Source organism: Caldivirga sp. MU80 (assembly GCF_001663375.1).
Lineage (GTDB): Archaea > Thermoproteota > Thermoprotei > Thermoproteales > Thermocladiaceae > Caldivirga.
On record NZ_LCTF01000068.1, the window covers coordinates 1 to 1,481 of the forward strand.

Sequence of the window (1,481 nt, forward strand, 5' to 3'; positions counted from 1 at the left end):
TACGTTAGCCGGGGTGGCCGAGCCTGGTTCAAGGCGATCCCCATGGGTTAACCCATGGGGACCTTAATGGGCCTGCTAAGCCCATCCCCGCAAGGGGGCCCGGGTTCAAATCCCGGCCCCGGCGCCACTGCAATTACTTTCCACATTTCACATCCCTCAACCTCAGCCTCTGTTACGGTTCAATGAAGAACCTGTTACGGAAATATAATTAGACCAGAAGATATCGAGGTAACGCCAAAACTAGAAGCCGTTAGGGTGAATAACCCGTCTCATTGATGAGAAAACCTAAGGAGCAAGGAACCTGGACTTAACAATAGACCTGATAAACATGGTTAAGGATGGCAAACGAGAGCCTCAAATGTAATATACTGCATGTTGCCTCACTAATTCACTTAACCTGGAGGAATTAAATCATCTCCTAGGCGATACACTTAACTTCAGAAGAACAACACCTAATGCATTCCTAAGACCAGAGGCTATTGAGTGAGCTAAAGCGGCATACTTACCCATGGAGAATGAATACTCAAGTTCAGGGATGGTAAGGTCAATACAGGAGAATCCAAGTATAAGCACTGACCCAGGCTAATGAAAACAATGCCTAATTCTCCTCAATGGAATGGAATCAAGGCTAAGGTTAAGAAAACCACAAGTAGAGTCCTTAGTAAAAAGAAGACTAGAACTCTATAGGCTACGCAATTTTGCATGGATGGTAAGCTAAAGCACACTTAAGTTAATTGTAACACACTAAGAGTAGGGCACTGCTACTATTAAAGTTCAGTATCTTGGTTAGGCATCATTGACCACTTAAACACGAGGAGTTAAGACAATGTAAGCTAAAGCATACATTCACAATCTACTACACGTAAGTGTGGCTAAGGGCAGTTAAGTAAGGCACATGCATTTTAACTGTTTAAATTGCATGTTTCATGCATTCTTATCCATTCACTTCATGGGGTTCTAGATTCATTTATCCTATCATTGTTTTGCATGTTTCATGCAATCCTTACATTTTACGTTGGACTTAGGATCATTGGAACATTGTTTCAATTCCTTCATTGCCTTTCAATTGGAACAACCATTCAATTTCCTCATCAAAACCATTGGAACAGGAATGAACCATAGAATGAGCTCTGGAGCCCTGTTCCAATGGTCACCGTTTAAAATAAACCACAAAACTTAAAAAACCTAAAAAAAAGCAGAGGAACCAGAAGATCTCAAAAGAGAATTGAAGGCCCTGAAAGCGTTGACCTAGTTTACCTCAGAGATACAGGTGAATTGAAGATCTCAAAAGAGAATTGAAGGCCTTCTCATTAACCGCAACCGCATTAGCATACGTAATGTCGGAAGATCTCAAAAGAGAATTGAAGGGGTATTGCTGATGCTGTTAACCCTGCTATGAACCAGGTGTAGGAAGATCTCAAAAGAGAATTGAAGGGATAACCCTTCTCTTCGCCAACGTGCGAATCCGCTTAACCAGCTTG

General features: G+C 42.0%; 1 protein-coding gene and 1 tRNA gene. One reads left to right on the top strand and one right to left on the bottom strand.

Going from position 1 to position 1,481, the window contains the following annotated elements:
* Nucleotides 1–7: 7 nt before the first annotated feature.
* Nucleotides 8–127 (top strand) — tRNA-Ser (locus AAX04_RS11440).
* Nucleotides 128–411: 284 nt separating this feature from the next.
* Here the strand turns inward: AAX04_RS11440 and AAX04_RS12260 are convergent.
* Nucleotides 412–573: a hypothetical protein gene (locus tag AAX04_RS12260; RefSeq protein WP_162270152.1), complete on the bottom strand. Its 162-nt coding sequence runs from the start codon at nt 571–573 to the stop codon at nt 412–414.
* Nucleotides 574–1,481: the final 908 nt, after the last annotated feature.